Here is a 21,865-nt window from a genome sequence, read left to right as displayed (position 1 = left end):
TTATTTATTCTAGAAATTTTTGCTTGGATTTTTTTTAAAAGTCATAAAAGTTCATGGATAGTAACGAATGAAGTATCGTAAGCTTGGCTGAATATCAATCAAAAAGGAGAAAATTATGAATAAGAAAGAACGGGAAAAACAATTTGAAGAGATCAATGGACCTAAGCGGTCTGAATCAAAGTCGGCTCCGAATAAAAATATAAAAATCTATATTGGCATAGCACTCTCTGTTTTAGTCACTCTCATCTTGGTAAGTATTTTCTCATATCTTCTGATTGGAAAGAAAGAGCCAAATCAAGCATCGTCTGCAGTTTCAACTAAAGAGACAACAAGTCAAGCTTCTACAAGCCAAGGAAAAACGGATGAGACTGATAAGGATAAACAAGAGGAAATTCAGAAACTCAAGGATCAACTGACTGCTTTAGATACCAAAATTACGGAAGCAGAAGCACTTGTTAGCAAGTTGAAGAAAGAAACTACCGTTCCAAAACTAGATATTGAAGCAATCAAGAATAATGATTTGTCTAGTTTAGAAGGTACTTGGCGTAGTCAATCTGGTAATGAATACATTATTAATGATTCTGGAGAAGTACGTGCGACTTGGTTTACAAATGATCAAAAGTACGAATCTGTAGTTGGATTAAAGGTATCAAAAGGTCAAGATAGTCGTAACCCTGAGACAGCGTCTATTAGTGCATGGGTAAAAGATTCTGTTGCTGGAGGATTTGTAGTAGTGGCTGTTCCAAGTGGAGTTGTTATGCAACCTGCTGATGATGGAAAGATTACGGATAAAAGCAATCATGCTGAAGAAAGACTACTTTCGGGCCAAGATTATGGGTCTATGTTAATGAAACCAGAAGATGTTTATTATCGTGTGAAACCAAATACCAGTAAACTTGAGGAAGCAGAAAAGAACTTAGCTCAACTGCAAGCTGATCGTGAAGCAATCAAATCTTCTCTAGAATCTAAGGAAAAGAAAAACTAGATGGTATTCGTTCAAAAATACTGTTACAATCGGCAGAATCAAGAAGCCCAAACGGGCTTCTTTTTCTTTTATCACCACTATTCAACCACTTAGACAGAGATATTGACCAGATAGGCAAACGGGCTTGTTCTTGAAAAATTCCTCTGCTATAATGGTTCATGTAAAGGACGTGAGGGGTCAGTATCAGACAACTCAAGTCAATAAAAAAGAAAATGGAGACAAAAAATGAAAAAATTATTGGGACTTGTATTTTTAGTAGCTGCAGCGCTGGTCTTGTATTTCGGTTCTGTTGGATGGCCAAGTTTAGATGTCAACCTCTGGTCACTGATTCCAGTTGGCTTATTCCTCTATTTCACTCTAGAAAATCTTTTGAAAAAAGACTACAAGGCTAGTCTGATGTGCTTGATTATCGCCTTTATCATTGCAAATGCTATTTTTGATCTCTTGCCAATTTCAAGTGGTTTGGTGATTGGTGCGGGAGTGCTAGCTTGTGTAGGCATTGGCTATCTCTTTCCAGATAAAAAAGAAGACAAATAGAAAAGTCTCGAGGTTTCTCGAGACTTTATTTTTATTTACCAGCGTAATATTTTTGGATCCCTTTTACGATGCCTGCGACCAGTTTATCTTGGTAGCGACTATCTCTGATTTGTTGGCTTTCAGTGAAATTATCCATATAACCAAGTTCAAGGAGTACGGCTGGTTTGGCTGTTTCGCGTAGTACGGCAAAACTTCTTTCTAACTGACCAGCATCCTTAGCCCCTGTTTCGGCTAAGAGAGAGGAGTGGATAGCAGCAGCGAGGCGCTTACTTTCACTAATGCGATCAGGATGGTTGTGCCAATATGGATTAATCTTACTTGGATAATCAGGTTCATCGCTATAGGAGTAGGTTTGAATACCGCTTGCTTTTGAATATGCGTTTCCAGTTGCATTGAAGTGGATACTGATAAAAATGTCAGAGTTGGTTTTGTTGACCATACGGGAACGTTCTGTAATGAAATCTACATCAATATCAGTATCACGTGAGGTGAGAACCTTGTAGCCTAGTTCTTCTAACTTGGTGCGAAGTTTACGGTAGATTTGCATATTGAGATCTTTTTCAGCTACATTGTAGTAAAAGGCGCCAGAATCTCGTCCGCCATGTCCGGGATCGAGGAAGATGGTGTTACTGTATTGGCCTTTCACAAATCCACCCTCAGTTGAAACTTCAGAAATCCATTGGCCGTATTTTTGGAACAGGTGTTCCTTACCGTCTATCTTGTAAGTTCCTGAAACATAATGCCCATTATCATCTAGGTAGTAGCGTGCTTTGTCAGAGTTATCGTAAATCCATTCGCTCTTTGCCATGTAACCACCTGACTTGAGGTAGTATGCTCCAATCCACTCCTGATTTGCATAACGGCCATCCGCTTTTAGATAGAACCAGCTCTTGTAGGCTTTATCGAAGATCCACTCATTCTCCGCCATGGCTCCACTGGTTTTAAGGTAGTAGCTTTCTTTCCATTTGTCTGCTAGCATTCCACCATTCTGGTCAAATGAGTACCAGGAACCTTGAATCTTTTGCCAGTTGTCTTGGATATATCTCCCTGACCCGTTCGCATAGAACCAAGTATCCTTGATTTTGACCCAGTTGTTTTCTGCCATAGCTCCACTCTGGTTGAAGAGGTAGCCCTTGAAGGTTGTCGCACTCAGCATTCCACCGTCTTTGTCAAAGTAATACCAAGAACCGTTGACTTTCTCCCATTTATCCTGCGAGATCTTTCCAGAAGGAGCGACATAGTACCAAATTTGATCTAATTTTGTCCAGCCCTTTTCCGCCATAGCCCCGCTTTTTGTGAGCAGATAGCCGTCAACGGCAGTGTTGCTGAGCATGCTTCCAGTTTGGTCAAAATAGTACCAAGAACCATTGATTTTTTTCCAAGTGTTCAGAGCTAGTCGTCCAGAAGGATCAGCATAGTACCATTGATTGTCCAGTTTGGTCCAGCTATTTTCTATCATGACACCATCTTGGTCAAAGGCATAACCTTTGTAGATAGTAGAATGAAGACGATTACCATCTTGATCGAAGTAGTACCATTTGCCTTGGATTTGTTTCCAGTTCAAAGCAGGTTTATCATCTTGGTAAAAACGCCAGTGGTGATTTTCTTGGTACCATCCTTCTTTTTTGGGCTTGTCTTCTTGCACATTTACTTTCGGAAGAACTTCTGATTTAGAGTTTTCCTCAACACTCGATTCCTTCTTTTCTTCTTTGGCAATTGCTTCCTTGACAGCAGATGTGGATTGAGTAGTGTTTTCTTCTCCTAAGACGGATGCGGGTGCTAATCCTACGATTGAAAGGATTAAAGCACTGGTCAGTAGTATCTTTTTCACTTTCTATTTCCTAACTTTTTCTTTTTCTCTTTTTCATTTTTCCTATTAATTATCGAATTGAACTTCTTCTAGTAAGTATTCGATAAAGCGTTCGCCCATCTTAGACAGGCTGGTTTTTTCATGCTGGATATAGACTAGTTCAATCGGGTCGTCAATGTCCAGTGGAATGGAAACGATATTGTCTCCGTTGAGGTTACTGTTCAAAATCCCTGTTGCAATGGTGTAACCATCCAAACCAATCAAAAGGTTAAAGAGGGTGGCACGGTCACTGACAACAATGGATTTCTTGTGGTGCTCTTGTGAAAGAATCTCCTCTGAAAAGTAGAAGGAGTTGTGCGTCCCCTGGTCGTAACTGAGGTAAGGAAAATCTTCTAAATCAGCCAGTTTGACCTTGTCTTTTTTAGCTAGAGGATTGGTCTTGCTAACAAAGATATGGGGTTGAGCGGTAAAGAGGTGGTGGGCTAAGAGGTGATTGTCATCTAGCATTTTCGTTAAAACATCGCGGTTGTAGCTGTTTAAAAAGAGGACACCGACCTCACTACGGAAGTTCTTGACATCGTCAATAATCTCCCAAGTCCGAGTTTCACGAAGGAAAAGTTCGTATTTTTCCATATCACTTTTCTTGAGCAAAGAGACAAAGGCATTGACTACAAAGGCATAGTGCTGGGAGGAAACGCTGAAAAGTTCGCGGTGGGCGATAGGATTTTTATAGCGTTCCTCCAAAAGCTGAGTTTGCTCAACGACCTGACGGGCATAGGAGAGAAACTCCATCCCATCACGAGTCAAGGTAATGCCCTTGGGATTGCGGATAAAGATTTCAATGCCCATTTCATTTTCCAAGTCTCGAACGGCATTAGAGAGACTGGGTTGGGTAATAAAGAGTTGCTTGGCTGCCTCATTCATAGAGCCAGTTTCGACGATTTTAATAATATAGTGTAGTTGTTGAATTCTCATGTTTTTATTGTACCATACTTGCGGAAGAATGGGCAATGAAGACGAAGAAAATAGGGGGAAAGAGCCGGTCCAGTATTGAAAAAAACTCCAAAATCTGTTAGAATGGAAGCTATGAAAACATTCTATGATGTGCAGCAATTTCTCAAACAGTTTGGCATTATTGTTTACATGGGGAAGCGTTTGTATGATATTGAACTGATGAAGCTCGAACTCTCTCGGATCTATGATGCAGGTCTGATGGACAAGCTAGACTATCTAGAGGCGGAAGCTGTTCTTCGTAGAGAGCACAAGATAGAATTAGACTACATAGAGAAAAATGGAGATAAGAACTTATGACAATTTGGTTTTTGTGGGGAATCGTACTAGCGATGGCAGCATGGATGGGGTATAACTACCTTCGTATTCGTCGTGCGGCTAAGATTGTGGATAATGCAGAATTTGAAGCCTTGATTCGGAAAGGGCAATTGATTGACATCCGTGAACCAGCAGAATTTCACAGAAAACATATCCTCGGAGCTCGCAATATTCCTTCAAATCAGTTGAAGTCAAGCCTTGCAGCCCTTCGTAAGGATAAACCTGTCCTTCTCTATGAAAACCAACGCGGACAAGGAGTGACCAATGCAGCACTTTATTTGAAAAAACAAGGTTTTTCTGAGATTTATATCCTTTCTTATGGATTGGATTCTTGGAACGGGAAAGTCAAGACTAGCTAACATTCTGTTAAAAACTGTCGAATGATAGATAAAGCTTGCATTTTATGGTATCATCATTTATATTAATTTTAAGGAGATTTTATAATATGAATTCACAACAAAAGAAAAAACCTTCACTTATTTTAGGTATCTTATCTATCGTCCTTGGTTTGCTATCGCCAATAGTGGGTCTGATTTTGGGGATCATAGGATTGGTCTTGGCTTTTTCATACCAAAAAGAATCTGGACTGGACTATAAAACAGAAAAAATTCTCAATATCGTAGGACTTGTAGTTTCTGTTCTTAACTGGATTCTAGCAATCGCAATAGTTTTTAGATAAGCAAAAAACAAAAAAGCTTTAAATATAAAGCTTTTTTGTTTTATCGACTCATCTCTAAATAGTTTTTAATGATTTCCAATTCCTCTGGATTCAAGGAACGGTATTGTCCTTCTGCTAGTTCTGGGTCTAATGTAAAGTCACCGAACTGGACTCGTTTTAGGGCAGTCACCTTGACACCAACTGAGAGGAACATTTTTTTAACCTGATGAAATTTGCCCTCAGAGATAGTGATGGAGGCCCGGCTCTCTGTTGGGCTTGCGGACAGGATTTCAAGCTGAGCAGGTTTACAAGTGGTCCCATCTAAAAAGACAATCCCATCTTTGAATTTTTGGATATGGTCTGACGTGAGCGGTCCGTTTACTACCACTTGATAGGATTTATCGACATGGTACTGGGGATGAAGGAGCTGAAAGCCAAGAGGTCCATTGTTTGTTAAAAGGAGCAGTCCCGTCGTATCGCGGTCTAATCTGCCGACAGCATAGAGCTGGTCAGACTGGATGTCAGGTGGGAGTAGGTCCATGACGGTTGGCAGTTTCTTATCCTTGCTAGCTGTAACGACTCCGTTTGGCTTATGAAGCATGAGATAGTTGTGCTCGTATCCTTGAATCTGCCGTCCTTGAAAGACTAGTTTTTGCAATCCTGTATCAACATTTTGGGCGAGGGAGCGAGCTGGATAATCATCCACTAGGATTTCTTTTTTTAACAGAGCCTGTTTCATAGCCTTGCGACTGACCATTTCTTGGGCTAATAATCTATCTAAACGCATACCAGCTTATCATATCATAAGTCTCTGACTTTGAAAAGAGTTGCCTTGACTAGAAAAGCAGAGTGAAAACATTTACACTTAGCTGAACTGTGATTTTTGAATGAGACTGTGGTATAATTGTTCAGTTAGAAATAAAAATTTAAATATTAGAGGAAATCATGACAAAATTAAGAGAAGATATCCGTAACATTGCGATTATCGCCCACGTTGACCACGGTAAAACAACCCTCGTTGATGAATTATTGAAGCAGTCTGAAACTCTTGATGCACGTACTGAATTGGCAGAGCGTGCTATGGACTCAAACGATATCGAAAAAGAGCGTGGAATTACTATCCTTGCGAAAAATACAGCCGTAGCCTACAACGGAACTCGTATCAATATAATGGACACACCAGGACACGCGGACTTCGGTGGAGAAGTTGAGCGTATCATGAAAATGGTTGATGGTGTTGTCTTGGTCGTAGATGCCTACGAAGGAACAATGCCACAGACTCGTTTCGTATTGAAAAAAGCCTTGGAACAAGACCTTGTCCCAATCGTGGTTGTCAACAAAATCGATAAACCATCAGCTCGTCCAGCAGAAGTAGTAGACGAAGTATTGGAGCTCTTCATTGAGCTTGGTGCAGACGATGACCAGCTTGATTTCCCAGTGGTGTATGCTTCAGCTATCAACGGGACTTCTTCATTGTCAGATGATCCAGCTGATCAAGAAAAAACAATGGCGCCAATCTTTGACACCATCATCGACCATATCCCAGCTCCAGTGGACAACTCAGATGAACCGTTACAGTTCCAAGTCTCACTCTTGGACTACAATGACTTCGTAGGACGTATCGGTATTGGTCGTGTCTTCCGTGGTAGTGTGAAAGTTGGGGACCAAGTTACCCTTTCTAAACTAGATGGTACAACGAAGAACTTCCGTGTTACAAAACTCTTCGGTTTCTTTGGTTTGGAACGTCGTGAAATCCAAGAAGCTAAAGCAGGTGACTTGATTGCCGTTTCAGGTATGGAAGATATCTTTGTTGGTGAGACGATTACACCGACAGATGCAGTTGAGCCTCTTCCAATCCTTCACATCGATGAGCCAACGCTTCAAATGACCTTCTTGGTCAACAACTCACCATTTGCTGGTAAAGAAGGTAAATGGGTGACTTCTCGTAAGGTGGAAGAACGCTTGCAAGCAGAATTGCAAACAGACGTTTCCCTACGAGTTGACCCAACGGACTCACCAGATAAATGGACTGTCTCAGGTCGTGGAGAATTGCACTTGTCAATCCTTATCGAAACTATGCGTCGTGAGGGTTATGAACTTCAAGTATCTCGTCCAGAAGTTATCGTAAAAGAAATCGACGGTGTTAAATGTGAGCCATTTGAACGTGTTCAAATCGATACTCCAGAAGAATACCAAGGTTCTGTTATCCAAAGCCTTTCTGAACGTAAGGGTGAAATGTTGGATATGATTTCAACTGGTAATGGTCAAACTCGTTTGGTCTTCCTTGTTCCAGCGCGTGGTTTGATCGGATACTCAACGGAGTTCTTGTCAATGACTCGTGGTTACGGTATCATGAACCATACCTTCGACCAATACTTACCATTGATTCCAGGAGAAATTGGTGGACGTCACCGTGGTGCCCTTGTTTCCATCGATGCTGGTAAGGCTACAACTTACTCAATCATGTCTATCGAAGAACGTGGAACCATCTTTGTCAACCCAGGTACTGAGGTTTACGAAGGAATGATCATTGGCGAAAACTCTCGTGAAAACGACTTGACAGTTAACATCACTAAGGCCAAACAAATGACCAACGTTCGTTCAGCTACTAAGGATCAAACAGCTGTTATCAAGACACCTCGTATCTTGACCCTTGAAGAGTCTCTTGAATTCTTGAATGACGATGAGTACATGGAAGTAACGCCTGAGTCTATCCGTTTGCGTAAACAAATCCTTAACAAGGCAGAGCGTGAGAAAGCCAACAAGAAGAAAAAATCAGCTGAATAAGAGCTAGAAAGAGATAAAGATGGTCTATTTAATCATAGGGATACTCTTATTACTACTCTATGTATTTGCGACACCCCAAAGTATCAAAGGAACAGTCAACATCGTTATCTTGGTCTTTGTAGTTGTTGCACTCTTGATTTTGCTGATGTTGTCCATCTTGCAAATCTTCCAATTACCGACAGAATTCTTTGTCACAATCGCCATGTTGGCCCTAGCTTACTTTAGCTTGAGAGACATTACGCTCATGTCTGTAAAAAAGAGCAGAAGAAGATAAATAGAAAGAGAGCTATGGCTCTCTTTTTCTATGCTAGAATGAAGGCTAGAGCATTTTCGTTTAGTATTATTTTCATAAAAATGGTAAAATAGTAGGAGTAGAAATGGAGTTTGAGACATGAAAGTAATCGATCAATTTAAAAATAAGAAAGTCCTTGTTTTAGGTTTAGCTAAGTCTGGTGAGTCTGCGGCCCGTTTGCTAGACAAGCTAGGTGCTATTGTGACAGTAAATGACGGCAAGCCTTTTGAGGAAAATCCTGCTGCTCAAAGCTTGCTGGAAGATGGGATCAAGGTTGTCACTGGTGGGCATCCTTTGGAATTATTGGATGAAGATTTCGCTCTGATGGTGAAAAATCCAGGTATCCCGTATAGCAATCCCATGATTGAGAAGGCTCTGGCAAAGGGGATTCCAGTCTTGACTGAGGTGGAATTGGCTTATTTGATTTCAGATGCGCCAATTATCGGTATTACTGGTTCAAATGGGAAAACAACCACAACGACGATGATTGGGGAAGTTTTGACTGCTGCTGGCCAACATGGTCTCTTGTCAGGGAACATCGGCTATCCTGCCAGTCAAGTGGCTCAAACTGCAACGGCTAAGGACACGCTTGTCATGGAACTTTCTTCTTTCCAACTGATGGGTGTTCAAGAATTCCATCCTGAGATTGCGGTTATTACCAACCTTATGCCCACTCATATCGACTACCATGGCTCTTTTGAAGAATATGTGGCAGCCAAGTGGAATATCCAGAACAAGATGACAGCAGCTGATTTCCTTGTTTTGAACTTTAACCAAGATTTGGCAAAAGAATTGGCTACCAAAACACAAGCTACTGTTGTACCATTTTCAACACAGGAAAAGGTTGATGGAGCTTATTTGGAAGATGGTCAACTCTACTTCCGTGGAGAAGTGGTCATGGCAGCTAGTGAAATCGGTGTTCCAGGTAGCCACAATGTAGAAAATGCCCTTGCGACTATGGCTGTAGCCAAGCTTCGTGGTGTAGACAACCAAACCATCAAGGAAACTCTATCAGCCTTTGGTGGTGTCAAACACCGTCTCCAATTTGTGGATGAAATTCAGGGTGTCAAATTCTATAACGATAGTAAGTCAACCAATATCTTGGCTACTCAAAAAGCCTTGTCAGGATTTGACAACAGTAAGGTTATCTTAATTGCAGGTGGTTTGGATCGAGGCAATGAGTTTGACGAATTGGTGCCAGATATTACTGGGCTCAAGAAGATGGTTATCCTCGGTCAATCTGCAGAACGTGTCAAACGGGCAGCAGAGAAGGCTGGTGTGGCTTATGTAGATGCGACAGATGTTGCTGATGCGACCCGCAAGGCTTATGAGCTCGCGACTCAAGGAGATGTGGTTCTCCTCAGTCCTGCCAATGCTAGCTGGGATATGTATGCTAACTTTGAAGTACGTGGAGATCTTTTCATCGACACAGTAGCGGAGTTAAAGGAATAATATGAAAAAAATTGTCTTTACAGGTGGGGGGACGGTTGGACATGTCACCCTCAACCTTTTGTTAATGCCTAAGTTCATCGAAGACGGCTGGGAAGTTCACTATATCGGTGACAAGCATGGAATTGAACACCAAGAAATCCTCAAGTCAGGCTTGAATGTGACCTTCCACTCTATTGCGACTGGGAAGTTGCGTCGTTACTTCTCCTGGCAAAACATGCTAGATGTCTTTAAAGTTGCTTGGGGTATCGTCCAATCCCTCTTTATCATGTTACGACTGCGTCCACAGGCTCTTTTTTCAAAGGGGGGCTTTGTCTCAGTACCGCCGGTTATCGCAGCGCGTGTGTCAGGGGTACCTGTCTTTATTCACGAATCGGACCTTTCTATGGGCTTGGCCAATAAAATCGCCTATAAATTTGCAACTAAGATGTATTCAACATTTGAGCAGCCTGCTGGTCTTGCAAAAGTCGAGCATGTGGGGGCAGTAACCAAGGTTTCAGACCAAAACACTCCAGAACCAGATGAATTGGTGGATATCCAAACCCACTTTAATCCTAAATTGCCAACGGTATTGTTTGTCGGTGGTTCTGCAGGAGCCCGTGTATTTAACCAATTAGTGACAGACCATAAAAAAGAGTTGACAGAGCGCTACAATATTATCAATCTAACTGGAGATTCAAGCCTCAATGAGTTGAGTCAAAATCTCTTTCGTGTTGATTATGTGACGGATCTCTATCAACCCTTGATGAAGATGGCAAATGTGGTGGTGACGCGTGGTGGTGCCAATACGATTTTCGAGCTCTTGGCCATGGCGAAACTCCATCTCATCGTACCATTGGGTCGTGAAGCAAGTCGAGGAGACCAGATTGAAAATGCAGCCTACTTTGTTAAGAAAGGCTATGCAGAAGAACTTCAAGAAAGTGACTTGACCTTGGAAAGCTTGGAGGAGAAACTCAGCCACTTGCTTAGTCACAAGGATCAGTACCAAGCTAGCATGAAAGCTTCGACTGAATTGAAATCTCTTGCAGATTTTTACGATCTACTAAGAAAAGACCTAGCATAAGGAATATCAATGTCAAAGGATAAGAAAAAAGAATCAAACCAGAAGCAAGAATTGTCTGAATGGCAGAAACGAAACCAGGAATACCTGAAGAAGAAGGCTGAGGAAGAAGCTGCCCTAGCTGAAGAGAAGGAAAAGGAAAAACAAGCTCGTAAGGAAGCCAACTCGAAACTATTGGAGGAATCCAAGAAATCATCGAGTGAGTTAGATGAGGAAGCCTCAAGTCCAAGCGAGGAACCATCCGAAAAAGAAGAAAAATCTCAAAAGGATGCCCCTAAAGTCAAAGAGGAAAAAGAGAAGAAGAAAAAAGAAAGACCAGAAAAACCTGCCAAGCCTAAAATTGCGCCTGTTCATATTTGGCGAGCTGTGAGTATATTGGTACCCAGTGTCCTGGTCCTCCTTCTTTCAGTCTATCTATTGACTCCACTTTCGACCATCAAAAATATCGAGGTTAAGGGAAATAGTAACACGCAGGCGGATGACATCAAACAGGCTTCTGGAATTCAAGATAGCGACTATACCTTAGCTCTATTGTTGGATAAGGAAACATACGCTGAACGAATCAAGTCCAATCATTGGATAGAATCAGCGAAGATTAACTATCAATTTCCGACTAACTTTACGATTGAGGTTAAGGAATTCGATATTGTCGGTTATTATGTGTCTGGTGAAGAACATTATCCTATTCTATCTAGTGGTACAGTAGAGTCAACTCCTGTTGATCGCTTAAACTTGCCTGAGACTTATCTGACAGTTACCTTTAACGATGAGCAGCAGGTGAAAAAGCTGATAACAGGATTGTCTACCATCAGTGAGGATATCAAGAGTCAAATCCAGAAAATCGAATTAGCGCCGAGCAAGGCAACAGCAGATCTTTTAAAAATTACCATGCTGGATACAGATGAGATTTTGGTTCCCCTATCAGAATTGAGCAAGAAATTGCCTTATTACAGCAAAATCAAGCCACAATTGACAGAACCGAGTGTAGTCGATATGGAAGCTGGAGTATACAGCTATACCATAGCGGATAAATTGATAGAAGAAGCTGAGGAAAAAGCCAAACAAGAGGCCAAGGAAGCTGAGAAGAAAAAACAGGAAGAAGAAAAGAAAAAACAAGAAGAACAGGGAAATCAAAGCCAAACGAGCCAGCAATCACAGAGTCGTTAGACTAACTTTTCCTCTTGATTTTGAATGGTATAGAAGTCCAGTTTCGAGTTTTTGCTTGACAAGTCCTACTATAAATAATAGAATAGAAAAAAACCTTTAAAGCAGTCCAGAGAGGCAGCTAAGGTTAGACGGTGAAAGGGTGGACTCTACCCATTTTTCGTGGAACCTTGCTGTTGGCAGGTTCCTTTTTTCGTGGTTTATTTTTGACCATACTCTCTTGCTCTTAAAGGTAAAAGGAGAAAGGTATGCGCGAATATCGTCCAGTTATTGCTCTTGATTTTCCTAGTTTTGAGGCGGTCAAGGAATTTTTATCTCTTTTCCCGGCAGAAGAAAGTCTTTATCTAAAAGTAGGGATGGAGCTTTATTATGCGGAAGGTCCAGAAGTTGTCCGTTATTTGAAGTCACTGGGGCATAGTGTCTTTTTGGACCTCAAGCTACATGACATTCCCAATACAGTTAAATCTGCCATGAAGGTCTTATCTCAGCTTGGTGTAGACATGACCAATGTTCATGCTGCTGGTGGTGTGGAGATGATGAAGGCTGCACGTGAAGGTCTTGGGACACAAGCCAAATTGATTGCTGTGACCCAGCTTACATCAACGTCGGAAAGCCAGATGCAGGATTTTCAAAATATCCAAACCAGCCTGCAAGAGTCTGTGATTCACTATGCTAAAAAGACAGCTGAAGCAGGCTTGGATGGTGTCGTTTGCTCGGCTCAGGAAGTGCAACTCATCAAGCAGGCTACCAATCCAGATTTTATCTGTTTGACACCAGGAATTCGTCCAGCTGGAGCTGCGGTTGGAGACCAAAAACGTGTCATGACACCTGCTGATGCCTATCAAATCGGTAGTGACTATATCGTAGTGGGACGTCCTATTACCCAAGCTGAGAATCCTGTTGCAGCTTATCATGCTATCAAGGATGAATGGAACCAAGACAGAAATTAAAGAAATAGATTATAAAAATAAAAGGAGAATACTATGACACTTGCTAAAGATATTGCTAGCCACCTCTTGAAAATTCAGGCAGTTTACCTTAAACCAGAAGAGCCTTTTACTTGGGCATCTGGTATCAAATCGCCGATTTATACTGACAACCGCGTGACTCTGGCTTACCCAGAAACTAGAACCTTGATTGAAAATGGTTTTGTAGATGCTATCAAGACAGCCTTTCCAGAGGTAGAAGTGATTGCAGGAACTGCGACAGCAGGAATTCCACACGGAGCTATCATCGCTGACAAGATGAACTTGCCTTTTGCCTACATCCGCAGCAAACCAAAAGACCATGGAGCAGGCAACCAAATCGAAGGCCGTGTAGCTCAAGGTCAAAAGATGGTTGTTGTTGAAGACCTCATTTCAACCGGTGGTTCTGTTCTCGAGGCAGTGGCTGCTGCCAAACGCGAAGGAGCAGACGTTCTTGGTGTTGTAGCTATTTTTAGTTATCAACTACCAAAAGCAGATAAAAACTTTGCAGACGCAGGTGTCAAACTTGTGACGCTTTCTAACTACAGCGAACTCATCCACCTAGCCCAAGAAGAAGGTTACATTACGCCAGAAGGATTGGACCTCCTAAAACGCTTTAAAGAAGATCAAGAAAATTGGCAAAATGCCTAAAACATAGAAAATCAGGTAGTCACTAGGATTGCCTGATTTTTTTGCATATAGGCAATAAAACTAAGGTTCCTAAAAGTAAAGGTAAAGAAGAATATAGGATAATGGTAGAATGAGAGTTATCTCTTTTTTGGAGCATATTCAGATAATCAGTTTGAAATTTCCAGACAAAATATTTGAAAAATTTTGAAAAAAGAGTTAGAATATTTTTTGTAATATACAAAGTAAACGCTTACTTATCAAGGAGGACATTTTATGTCATACAAAACAAGCAATGCAGAAGGTCATGTAGATTTCATCAATACCTATGATTTGGAGCCAATGGCGCAACAAGTCATTCCTAAAGCTGCCTTTGGTTATATCGCTAGTGGAGCAGAGGATACTTTCACTTTACGCGAGAACATCCGTGCCTTTAACCACAAACTCATCGTTCCTCATACGCTTTGTGATGTTGAAAATCCAAGTACAGAGATTGAATTTGCAGGTGAAAAATTATCTTCACCAATTATTATGGCACCTGTTGCGGCTCATAAATTGGCAAATGAGCAGGGGGAAGTAGCTACTGCGCGTGGTGTGCATGAATTTGGTTCTCTTTATACAACCAGCTCTTACTCTACCGTTGACCTTCCAGAAATTACGGAAGCTCTTCAAGGGACACCTCATTGGTTCCAATTTTACTTTAGTAAGGATGACGGGATTAATCGCCATATCATGGACCGTGTGAAGGCTGAAGGCTACAAAGCGATTGTCTTGACGGCAGATGCAACTGTAGGGGGGAATCGTGAGGTCGATAAGCGCAATGGTTTTGTCTTCCCAGTTGGTATGCCAATTGTTGAAGAATATCTGCCAGAAGGTGCTGGAAAATCAATGGACTTTGTTTACAAGTCAGCTAAACAACACTTGTCTCCACGCGATGTCGAATTTATCGCTGAATATTCTGGTCTTCCTGTCTATGTCAAGGGACCACAATGCCGTGAGGACGTTGAACGTTCGCTTGCTGCGGGAGCTTCAGGTATCTGGGTAACCAACCACGGTGGCCGCCAAATTGACGGTGGGCCAGCTGCCTTTGACTCACTTCAAGAAGTAGCAGAAGCAGTTGATAAACGTGTGCCAATTGTCTTTGACTCTGGTGTTCGTCGCGGTCAACACGTCTTTAAAGCCTTGGCTTCAGGAGCAGACTTGGTAGCCATTGGTCGCCCTGTGATCTATGGTTTGGCTCTCGGTGGTAGTGTTGGTGTGCGTCAAGTCTTCGAGCACTTAAATGCAGAACTGAAGACAGTCATGCAATTATCTGGAACTCAGACTATTGAGGATGTCAAACACTTCAAACTCCGTCACAACCCATACAATCCAACCTTCCCAGTTGACCCTCGTGACTTAAAATTGTATTGATAAAGAAGACGGCCTCCACCTTATGTGGAGGTTTTTCTTCGTGTATAGAAAGATTAAATCGTTATTAGAAACTATATAAATATATTTTCCAGTCAAATATCTTGCTAGGGCTTTCAAATTCTGTTATACTGGTCCAGTAATTAAATAATAAAGACATTTGGGGTGCTTTAGGCTGAGATGATACCCATTGAACCTGATACAGTTAATACTGGCGAAGGGAAATGTGAAAAGGTTTTTTCGTATGTCGAAAAGAACTGTCTAATCTTGTAAGGTAAACTCTAATTCTCGTTTGTAATTGGAGTTTTTTTGTTTATCAAAAGAGGATAGGCTTGACGGCAAGTCTTTTGGCAGCTCTCCTTGAATGCCCCACTTTTCTTTAAAAAGGTCAAGTAAAACTAGAATTTTCTTGGTATTTTGTTGATTACGAACGAGTAAAGAGAGGAAAAGTAAATATGGAAACACAAGACTATGCATTTCAGCCGGGTTTGACCGTTGGAGAATTATTAAAAAGCAGTCAGAAGGATTGGCAGGCTGCAATCAATCATCGTTTTGTTAAGGAACTTTTTGCGGGGACAATTGAGAATAAGGTCTTAAAAGACTACCTGATTCAAGATTATAATTTCTTTGATGCCTTCTTATCCATGCTGGGTGCCTGTGTAGCTCACGCAGACCAGCTTGAACCCAAACTTCGTTTTGCCAAGCAACTAGGCTTTCTTGAAGCAGATGAAGATGGTTATTTCCAAAAGGCTTTCAAAGAGTTAAAAGTAGCAGAGAATGACTATCTAGAAGTGACCTTGCACCCTGTAACAAAAGCGTTTCAGGAGCTAATGTATTCTGCTGTGACTTCATCAGACTATGCTCATCTTTTGGTCATGCTGGTCATTGCAGAAGGTCTCTATTTAGACTGGGGTTCTAAAGATTTGGCTCTACCTGAAGCCTATATTCATTTAGAATGGGTCAATCTCCACAGAGGTCCTTTCTTTACAGAGTGGGTTCAATTTCTAGTTGATGAACTTAATCGTGTCGGGAAAAATCGAGAAGATTTGACAGAACTTCAGGAACGTTGGAATCAAGCAGTTGCTTTAGAATTAGCCTTTTTTGATATTGGTTATGAATTATAGGATAAATTCAATCCTTTTATGTAGATTAAAAGAATGAACAAACAAACTATATAAATATATTTTCCAGTCAAATATCTTGCTAGGGCTTTCAAATTCTGTTATACTGGTCCAGTAATTAAATAATAAAGACATTTGGGGTGCTTTAGGCTGAGATGATACCCATTGAACCTGATACAGTTAATACTGGCGAAGGGAAATGTGAAAAGGTTTTTTTCGTATGTCGAAAAGAACTGTCTAATCTTGTAAGCTAAACTCTAATTCTCGTTTGTAATTGGAGTTTTTTTGTTTATCAAAAGAGGATAGGCCTGACGACGAGCCTTTCGGTAGCTCTCCTAGAATGCCCCACTTTTCTTTAAAAAAGGAGTTTTTTATGTTGAAAAAATGGCAATTAAAAGATGTTATCTTGCTTGCGTTCTTGTCTATCTTTTTTGGTGGCGTTTTTGTGGGTTCGGGCTATCTGTTTGATATTCTCACCCTAATCTTGGCCCCTCTTGGTTTACAGGCCTTTGCCAATGAAATCCTCTTTGGTCTCTGGTGTATGGCTGCGCCTATTGCGGCCATCTTTGTTCCAAGAGTCGGAAGTGCAACGATTGGAGAAGTGCTTGCTGCACTTGCTGAAGTCCTTTATGGTAGCCAATTCGGTCTAGGCGCTCTTTTGTCTGGTTTGGTTCAAGGTTTGGGAAGTGAATTTGGTTTTCTCGTAACCAAGAATCGCTATGAAAGTTGGCTCTCTCTAACTGCTAATAGTATTGGGATTACCCTTTTTAGCTTTGTCTATGAATACATTAAATTAGGTTATTACGCCTTTTCCCTTCCTTTTGTCCTTTCCTTGCTTGTGGTTCGTTTTATTTCCGTCTTTTTCTTCTGTGCCATCTTGGTTCGTGCCATTGTCAAACTCTATCATCAGTTTTCAGCTGGAGGAAAGGCGTAGATGGGGCTTGAACTACGGGGGATTCAGTCCCCAATCTTTTCGGAGCCGATTGATTTTACTTTTCATGCGCAAGCCTTTACCTTGTTAGTTGGGAGCAGTGGTTCAGGAAAATCCAGTCTCTTTCAAGTCATTGCCCAAGTCAGTTCTCTTCCCTATAGTGGTCAAGTCTTGATAGATGGGAGTCAGGTCAGTCAGCTTTCTATCGTCAAACGTGTCCAGACGGTTGGCATTCTCTTTCAAAATCCCAATCATCAATTTACCATGGAGAACTTGTTTGAAGAGCTGATTTTTACCTTGGAGAATATCGGCCATCCTGTGCAAGAGATTGATGCTAAAATAGCTGAGGTGGTTCGGCAATGTCGTTGTGAGGCAATCTTGAACCGTCCCATCCATCACTTATCAGGTGGTGAAAAGCAAAAAGCTGCGCTGGCTGTTCTCTTTGCTATGAATCCTAGGGTCTATCTTTTGGATGAACCCTTTGCTTCCATTGATCGAAAGAGCAGGATAGAGATCTTAGAGATTCTAAAAGAATTGGCCCTTGATGAGAAGACAGTTATTTTGTGCGACCATGATTTATCAGACTATGAAGCCTATATCGACCATATGGTGGAGCTAAGAGACGGACAACTAAGGGAAATAAATCAACTTCCTACCTCTGAGATGACACAGGTTTCTTCAAAGGAAGTTGCTTCTAACCCAGAACTATTCCATATGGACCGTGTGACTTGTGAGCTGGGAAATCGCCCCCTCTTTTCGATTGCTGATTTTACTATCTACCAAGGAATTTCCTGTATCTTGGGTGATAATGGTGTCGGGAAATCAACCCTCTTTCGCTCTATTCTTCAATTTCAAAAGTATAGAGGGCGCATTACTTGGAAGGGTTCGGTCCTAAAAAAGAAAAAGAGTCTGTATCGTGACCTGACGGGTGTCGTTCAGGAAGCTGAGAAGCAATTTATCCGAGTCAGTCTGCGAGAGGAACTGCAATTAGATGTTCCAGATACTGTGAGAAATCAGCGGATTCTCCAAGCATTACGTTTTTTTGGTCTGGAGCAGGCGCTCGATAAGAGTCCTTATCAATTAAGTGGTGGACAGCAAAAGATTCTTCAGCTATTGACCATCTTGACCAGCAAGGCGTCTGTGATTTTGCTAGATGAACCATTTGCTGGTTTGGATGATAGAGCTTGCGACTACTTTTGTCAGTGGATGTTGGAGGAGAGCAATCAAGGAAGAAGTTTTTTGGTCATTAGCCATCGTTTAGATCCCTTAATCTCTGTGGTTGATTATTGGATTGAGATGACTAGTGAGGGGCTCAGTCATCTCCAAGACGTGACCATCAGCAAACCTCTCCCATCTCTGAACAATGATACTCTAGGGGAGGTGAGGTAGTATGATCAAAGTATCAACCCCGACACCGATACTCAGTCTTTTCTTGCTGATTTTATCCTTGGAAACATCCTTCATTCCTTCGATTGCTCTTAATCTTTCAGTAGTCGCATTTTGCATCCTCTTTATGCTCTATTATCGTCGATTTAAAATGTTGGCTTGGATGATTGTGCTCGCCATTTTGCCATCTTTGGCTAATTACTGGGCAATTCAGTTACATGGGGATGCTTCACAGGCAGTGATACTTGGGACGAGGGCTTTTGTGACGGTTTGTATCGGCCTTGTCTTTGTTTCCAGTATTTCCTTAAAAGAGCTTCTCTTGTACTTGGCTCAAAAGGGGTTATCACGGTCTTGGGCCTATGCCTTAATTGTGGTATTCAATGCCTTTCCCCTCATTCAGCAGGAAATCAAGTCCCTCAAGGAAGCATGCTTATTGCGTGGTCAAAAATTGCATGTTTGGTCGCCCTTGATTTACAGTAAGGTTCTGATGACGGTCTTTAGATGGCGCCATCTTTACCTGAGAGCTCTATCTGCGCACGGATATGACGAACATGCTCAGTTGGAGAATCGCTATCGGACTTTTTATATTTCTCAGAGGACAAAATTGATCTACCTGCTGTTCTTTTTATTGCTTCAAACCAGTCTATTTTTATAAAGGAGTTATTATGGAATTTACAGATATTGCGATGGAATTATCCAAGGAAGCTTGGCAGGCTTCCTTTCATCACCCATTTGTATTACAGTTACAAGAGGGAAATTTAAAACCTTCTATTTTCCGCTATTACCTGATTCAGGATGCTTATTACCTGAAGTCTTTTTCAGAAGCCTATCACCTCTTGGCTGATAAGACTTCAAACGAGGAGATGAAAAGACTCTTGAAACAAAATGCCCAGAGTCTAGTGGAGGGTGAATTATTTATCCGCCAACAATTTTTCAAGGAATTAGGAATCAGCGATCAGGAAATGGAGCAACATCCAATCGCTCCCACCTGCTATCATTACATTTCTCACATTTATCGGCAATTTGAAGAGCCAAACTTGGGCATTGCTTTTGCTAGTTTGCTCCCTTGTCCTTGGTTATACCATGATTTGGGCAAGGCACTTAATCGCAAACCATCCCCGAATCCTCTTTATCAACAGTGGATTGAAACCTATATCACAGATGAGTTAGAACAGCAGATTAAAGAGGAAGAAGCCCTGGTCAATCAGCTCTATCGAGAAAGCAATGAGACAGACAAACAAAAAATGCTAGAGGCTTTCCATCGAAGTGTCCACATGGAAGCCAAGTTTTGGGAGATGGCTTACCAACACCAAACATGGACGAGTGATTTGCAGTCCTTAGAATAAGAGAAGAAATAGAAAATGAGAAACCACCAACTACAAGTTCACAAATTAACCATTTTATCCATGATGATTGCCCTTGACGTAGTTCTTACGCCCATCTTTCGAATTGAAGGGATGGCACCGATGTCCAGTGTAGTCAACATTCTTGCAGGAATCTTGATGGGGCCTGTTTATGCCTTGGTCATGGCTACAGTCACAGCCTTTATCCGTATGTCTACTCAAGGTATTCCGCCCTTGGCCCTCACAGGAGCTACTTTTGGAGCCCTCCTTGCAGGTCTCTTTTATAAGTACGGTCGAAAATTTCATTATTCTGCCCTAGGAGAAATCTTGGGAACAGGGGTTATCGGTTCCATTGTTTCCTATCCTGTCATGGTTCTCTTTACGGGATCTGCGGCCAAGCTCAGCTGGTTTATCTACACTCCTCGATTTTTCGGAGCAACCTTGATCGGTACAGCCATAGCTTTTCTTGCCTTTCGATTTTTAATCAAGCAGGAATTCTTTAAAAAAGTACAAGGATATTTCTTTGGTGAAAGGATAGACTGATGCAGGAATTTACAAATCCCTTTCCTCTAACCTCCAGCTCCTTGATTCACTGCATCACCAATGAGATTTCCTGCGAGATGCTGGCCAATGGCATTTTGGCTCTGGGATCTAAACCTGTCATGGCAGATGATCCCCGTGAGGTCCTTGATTTTACCAAACAAAGTCAAGCTCTCTTCATCAATTTGGGGCATTTGTCAGCTGAGAAGGAAAAAGCAATCCGTACGGCAGCTTCTTATGCAAACCAAGCTTGTCTCCCAATAGTAGTAGATGCGGTTGGCGTAGGAGCATCTCCCATTCGAAAGACCTTAGTCAGAGATCTTTTAGAATACAAGCCCACAGTCCTTAAAGGAAATATGTCGGAAATCCGAAGTCTTGTTGGTTTAAAGCACCACGGAGTTGGGGTAGATGCTAGTGCTAAAGACCAAGAAACTGAGGATTTGCTTCAAGTCTTGAAAGACTGGTGTCAGACCTATCCTGGTATGTCGTTCCTAGTCACTGGCCCCAAGGATCTCATCGTTTCGGAGAACCAGGTTGCAATATTGGGAAATGGTTGTGACGAATTAGACTGGATAACAGGGACAGGAGACCTGGTTGGAGCCTTGACAGCCGTTTTTCTCAGCCAAGGAAAGACTGCATTTGAAGCTTCTTGCCTAGCAGTTTCTTATCTCAATATCTCTGCTGAGAGAATTCTTGTCCAAGGAATGGGATTGGAAGAATTTCGTTACCAAGTTCTCAATCAGCTCTCTCTTCTAAAAAGAGATGAAAATTGGCTAAAAGCCATCAAAGGAGATATTTATGAATAGAGAAGCACTTAGACTATATCTAGTAACCAATCGCTACCAAGATTCCTTGGAAAACTTTCTTGAAAAAGTTGAGACGGCCTGCCGTTCAGGTGTTACCATTATCCAACTACGAGAAAAAAATCTCACAACCAACCAATACTATCAACTGGCAAAACAAGTCAAGGAAATAACAGATGCGTATCAGGTACCCTTGATTATCGATGATCGGTTGGATATCTGTCTTGCAGTCGATGCTGCTGGGTTGCATATTGGCGACGATGAACTACCAGTTTCGGTTGCCCGTCAAGTCTTGGGACCTGACAAAATCCTCGGTGTCACAGCTAAAACAGTAGAAAGAGCCCTCGAGGCAGAAGAAGGAGGTGCGGATTACTTGGGAACAGGAGCCATTTTCCCGACTACAACCAAGGAAAATGCGCCTATCACCCTGATTTCAACCTTGAAAACCATTTGCCAAACGGTCGCCATTCCAGTAGTTGCTATTGGAGGCTTGACGTCAGAGAACATTGACCAACTTGCTGCAACTGGTATAGCTGGGGTCGCTGTCGTCAGAGATCTGATGCAGGCAAAAGATATTGAGGCAAAAGCGCAAGCCTTTTTAACAAAGCTAGATGACATTGTTTCCTAATCAAAAACTCTCTAATTCCCTTAAAGTAGGAACTAGAGAG

Annotated in this window: 24 protein-coding genes and 2 riboswitches; of the genes, 21 read left to right on the top strand and 3 right to left on the bottom strand. The window is 41.7% G+C overall.

Annotated features, from left to right (window positions below):
- Positions 1 to 115: 115 nt before the first annotated feature.
- Both M1F65_RS04715 and M1F65_RS04710 read left to right on the top strand, forming a co-directional pair.
- Positions 116 to 985: a DUF6287 domain-containing protein gene (locus M1F65_RS04715; protein WP_247925566.1), complete on the top strand. Its 870-nt coding sequence runs from the start codon at positions 116 to 118 to the stop codon at positions 983 to 985.
- A gap of 225 nt (positions 986 to 1,210) precedes the next feature.
- Positions 1,211 to 1,522: a LiaF transmembrane domain-containing protein gene (locus M1F65_RS04710; RefSeq protein WP_247925565.1), complete on the top strand. Its 312-nt coding sequence runs from the start codon at positions 1,211 to 1,213 to the stop codon at positions 1,520 to 1,522.
- A 31-nt stretch (positions 1,523 to 1,553) separates the two neighbouring features.
- Here the strand turns inward: M1F65_RS04710 and M1F65_RS04705 are convergent, their stop codons facing one another.
- Together M1F65_RS04705 and M1F65_RS04700 are read right to left on the bottom strand one after the other, a co-directional pair.
- Positions 1,554 to 3,353, bottom strand: a complete 1,800-nt coding sequence (locus M1F65_RS04705) for an N-acetylmuramoyl-L-alanine amidase (RefSeq protein WP_247925564.1) — start codon at positions 3,351 to 3,353, stop codon at positions 1,554 to 1,556.
- Positions 3,354 to 3,398: 45 nt separating this feature from the next.
- The gene (locus M1F65_RS04700; RefSeq protein WP_001222578.1) at positions 3,399 to 4,307 is read right to left on the bottom strand and encodes a LysR family transcriptional regulator; all 909 of its coding nucleotides are present in this window, start codon (positions 4,305 to 4,307) and stop codon (positions 3,399 to 3,401) included.
- A 102-nt stretch (positions 4,308 to 4,409) separates the two neighbouring features.
- Here M1F65_RS04700 and M1F65_RS04695 point away from each other — a divergent pair, with 102 nt between their 5' ends.
- The 3 genes from M1F65_RS04695 to M1F65_RS04685 all read left to right on the top strand — a co-directional run bounded on the left by M1F65_RS04695 (position 4,410) and on the right by M1F65_RS04685 (position 5,340).
- Positions 4,410 to 4,643, top strand: a complete 234-nt coding sequence (locus M1F65_RS04695; protein ID WP_044135604.1) for a YqgQ family protein — start codon at positions 4,410 to 4,412, stop codon at positions 4,641 to 4,643.
- Positions 4,640 to 5,020 (top strand): rhodanese-like domain-containing protein, encoded by a 381-nt coding sequence (locus M1F65_RS04690; protein WP_049518942.1) that lies wholly within the window; start codon positions 4,640 to 4,642, stop codon positions 5,018 to 5,020. The genes M1F65_RS04695 and M1F65_RS04690 overlap by 4 nt, the downstream gene beginning before the upstream one ends.
- An 86-nt stretch (positions 5,021 to 5,106) precedes the next feature.
- Positions 5,107 to 5,340 carry a hypothetical protein gene (locus M1F65_RS04685; protein ID WP_001088138.1) on the top strand — a complete coding sequence of 78 codons (234 nt, stop codon included), beginning with the start codon at positions 5,107 to 5,109 and terminating at the stop codon, positions 5,338 to 5,340.
- Between the two features lie 40 nt (positions 5,341 to 5,380).
- Here the strand turns inward: M1F65_RS04685 and M1F65_RS04680 are convergent, their stop codons facing one another.
- Complete coding sequence (locus M1F65_RS04680) at positions 5,381 to 6,106, bottom strand: 16S rRNA pseudouridine(516) synthase (protein ID WP_049518943.1); 726 nt, start codon at positions 6,104 to 6,106, stop codon at positions 5,381 to 5,383.
- Between the two features lie 158 nt (positions 6,107 to 6,264).
- On the opposite strand from M1F65_RS04680, the gene typA reads away from it, so the two are divergent.
- From typA to thiE, 16 genes are all read left to right on the top strand, one after another.
- On the top strand, positions 6,265 to 8,106 hold the full coding sequence (gene typA, locus M1F65_RS04675; protein WP_000164119.1) for a translational GTPase TypA: 1,842 nt from the start codon (positions 6,265 to 6,267) through the stop codon (positions 8,104 to 8,106).
- 19 nt (positions 8,107 to 8,125) lie between these two features.
- On the top strand, positions 8,126 to 8,380 hold the full coding sequence (locus M1F65_RS04670; RefSeq protein ID WP_000262666.1) for a DUF3165 family protein: 255 nt from the start codon (positions 8,126 to 8,128) through the stop codon (positions 8,378 to 8,380).
- Between the two features lie 117 nt (positions 8,381 to 8,497).
- Positions 8,498 to 9,850, top strand: a complete 1,353-nt coding sequence (gene murD, locus M1F65_RS04665; protein ID WP_049518944.1) for a UDP-N-acetylmuramoyl-L-alanine--D-glutamate ligase — start codon at positions 8,498 to 8,500, stop codon at positions 9,848 to 9,850.
- 1 nt (position 9,851) lies between these two features.
- Positions 9,852 to 10,910 carry a UDP-N-acetylglucosamine--N-acetylmuramyl-(pentapeptide) pyrophosphoryl-undecaprenol N-acetylglucosamine transferase gene (locus M1F65_RS04660; RefSeq protein WP_049518945.1) on the top strand — a complete coding sequence of 353 codons (1,059 nt, stop codon included), beginning with the start codon at positions 9,852 to 9,854 and terminating at the stop codon, positions 10,908 to 10,910.
- A gap of 9 nt (positions 10,911 to 10,919) precedes the next feature.
- The gene (locus tag M1F65_RS04655; RefSeq protein ID WP_049518946.1) at positions 10,920 to 12,074 is read left to right on the top strand and encodes a cell division protein FtsQ/DivIB; all 1,155 of its coding nucleotides are present in this window, start codon (positions 10,920 to 10,922) and stop codon (positions 12,072 to 12,074) included.
- 245 nt (positions 12,075 to 12,319) lie between these two features.
- The gene (pyrF, locus tag M1F65_RS04650; protein WP_049518947.1) at positions 12,320 to 13,021 is read left to right on the top strand and encodes an orotidine-5'-phosphate decarboxylase; all 702 of its coding nucleotides are present in this window, start codon (positions 12,320 to 12,322) and stop codon (positions 13,019 to 13,021) included.
- 33 nt (positions 13,022 to 13,054) lie between these two features.
- Positions 13,055 to 13,687, top strand: coding sequence for an orotate phosphoribosyltransferase (gene pyrE, locus M1F65_RS04645; protein WP_049518948.1), 633 nt, complete (start codon positions 13,055 to 13,057; stop codon positions 13,685 to 13,687).
- 252 nt (positions 13,688 to 13,939) lie between these two features.
- The gene (gene lctO, locus M1F65_RS04640) at positions 13,940 to 15,076 is read left to right on the top strand and encodes an L-lactate oxidase (RefSeq protein WP_247925563.1); all 1,137 of its coding nucleotides are present in this window, start codon (positions 13,940 to 13,942) and stop codon (positions 15,074 to 15,076) included.
- Between the two features lie 148 nt (positions 15,077 to 15,224).
- Positions 15,225 to 15,313: riboswitch (TPP riboswitch) on the top strand.
- A gap of 215 nt (positions 15,314 to 15,528) precedes the next feature.
- Complete coding sequence (locus M1F65_RS04635) at positions 15,529 to 16,197, top strand: TenA family protein (RefSeq protein ID WP_049518949.1); 669 nt, start codon at positions 15,529 to 15,531, stop codon at positions 16,195 to 16,197.
- A gap of 123 nt (positions 16,198 to 16,320) precedes the next feature.
- A riboswitch (TPP riboswitch) is annotated at positions 16,321 to 16,409 on the top strand.
- 158 nt (positions 16,410 to 16,567) lie between these two features.
- On the top strand, positions 16,568 to 17,128 hold the full coding sequence (locus tag M1F65_RS04630; protein ID WP_247925562.1) for an ECF transporter S component: 561 nt from the start codon (positions 16,568 to 16,570) through the stop codon (positions 17,126 to 17,128).
- Complete coding sequence (locus M1F65_RS04625; protein ID WP_247925561.1) at positions 17,129 to 18,514, top strand: ATP-binding cassette domain-containing protein; 1,386 nt, start codon at positions 17,129 to 17,131, stop codon at positions 18,512 to 18,514.
- A gap of 1 nt (position 18,515) precedes the next feature.
- Positions 18,516 to 19,166, top strand: a complete 651-nt coding sequence (locus M1F65_RS04620; RefSeq protein ID WP_247925560.1) for an energy-coupling factor transporter transmembrane component T — start codon at positions 18,516 to 18,518, stop codon at positions 19,164 to 19,166.
- 10 nt (positions 19,167 to 19,176) lie between these two features.
- The gene (gene tenA, locus M1F65_RS04615) at positions 19,177 to 19,857 is read left to right on the top strand and encodes a thiaminase II (protein ID WP_247925559.1); all 681 of its coding nucleotides are present in this window, start codon (positions 19,177 to 19,179) and stop codon (positions 19,855 to 19,857) included.
- Between the two features lie 15 nt (positions 19,858 to 19,872).
- Positions 19,873 to 20,397: an energy coupling factor transporter S component ThiW gene (thiW, locus tag M1F65_RS04610; protein WP_033629425.1), complete on the top strand. Its 525-nt coding sequence runs from the start codon at positions 19,873 to 19,875 to the stop codon at positions 20,395 to 20,397.
- Complete coding sequence (gene thiM, locus M1F65_RS04605) at positions 20,397 to 21,200, top strand: hydroxyethylthiazole kinase (RefSeq protein WP_247925558.1); 804 nt, start codon at positions 20,397 to 20,399, stop codon at positions 21,198 to 21,200. The genes thiW and thiM overlap by 1 nt, the downstream gene beginning before the upstream one ends.
- The gene (gene thiE, locus M1F65_RS04600; protein ID WP_247925557.1) at positions 21,193 to 21,825 is read left to right on the top strand and encodes a thiamine phosphate synthase; all 633 of its coding nucleotides are present in this window, start codon (positions 21,193 to 21,195) and stop codon (positions 21,823 to 21,825) included. The genes thiM and thiE overlap by 8 nt, the downstream gene beginning before the upstream one ends.
- Positions 21,826 to 21,865 lie beyond the last annotated feature (40 nt).

Source organism: Streptococcus oralis, assembly GCF_023109195.1.
Taxonomy (GTDB): domain Bacteria; phylum Bacillota; class Bacilli; order Lactobacillales; family Streptococcaceae; genus Streptococcus; species Streptococcus oralis_BV.
Note: the sequence above shows the minus strand (reverse complement) of the source record. Positions and strands in the feature narration are given on the sequence as shown.